We start from the raw sequence: 802 nt of genomic DNA, 5'->3' as shown, positions 1-802 counted from the left end.
TCCTCTTTATCTCTTATTTTTTTGCTCAGACTTTGCATAAAACCCTGTAAAGTTAGGTTCAACTTTAAGACATTGTAAAAGTAATCCCTATGCTAACAGAAACAATAGCCATTAGAAAACTTGAATTTGAGCCAAGTGCAGATTGCTTGAATAATACCATTTTTATTAAAGATTTAGATTTAACTATTGATTTCGGTTCTGATTGGCTCGTTTCTCCGGATGAACGATTTAATGAGTTCATGAATGATTATATTTTTCCTGCAGAAGAGGATTTGAGTAAAAAGGACAGGGAAAATTATAAGAATGCCATTTTCCCACCCTTAAAAATAATTGAAAAAAGAGAAAAGAAGGGAGGGACTTTTAGTCCAGTAATGGTTATTTATTTGTATGAGAGAAAAGCATTAACAGGCCCTTCAAATCTTCATATAAGAAGTATAAATAAATTTGAGATGATGTGGGCGCCTTATTTGATTGATGCAAGTGGACCATATAGGACTAACCCAAAAGTTTTTAAGATTTGTGGGTATCCAGCGAGCTTATCTCAAATTATGAACTTTATCTACAAATCAAAAGACTACCCTGATGGGATAAACTCTCGATTAAGAACTTTAACTATCGATTTAGCTCCATATGTTCTAGCTTTTTATTTGATTGATAACACGGAAAGCTTTGTGGATGATATTGAGGTTAAAAGTCTGATAGAAGGAATTAAAACAAAAGAAGCTGAACCTAACCCTAGTAGCTGTTGCGCAACCCACTGATTAGCAGCTTATTTTTCAGCTCATTTTAGCCTTTCATTCCT

Annotated in this window: 1 protein-coding gene; it reads left to right on the top strand. The window is 33.5% G+C overall.

The window, feature by feature from the left end:
- Window positions 1-89: 89 nt before the first annotated feature.
- Window positions 90-761: a hypothetical protein gene (locus tag F752_RS0123150; RefSeq protein ID WP_017734124.1), complete on the top strand. Its 672-nt coding sequence runs from the start codon at window positions 90-92 to the stop codon at window positions 759-761.
- The last annotated feature ends 41 nt before the right edge of the window (window positions 762-802 follow it).

The sequence above is a fragment of the Nafulsella turpanensis ZLM-10 genome (genome assembly GCF_000346615.1).
In the GTDB taxonomy this organism is placed as follows: Bacteria; Bacteroidota; Bacteroidia; order Cytophagales; family Cyclobacteriaceae; genus Nafulsella; species Nafulsella turpanensis.
The sequence above is the reverse complement of the archived record's forward strand: the minus strand, read 5'-3'. Positions and strand labels throughout refer to the sequence as shown.

What these genes read in the sequence shown, in the direction of transcription:
- F752_RS0123150 (WP_017734124.1), top strand. Translation starts at nt 90, where the DNA reads ATGCTAACAGAAACAATAGCCATTAGAAAACTTGAATTTGAGCCAAGT.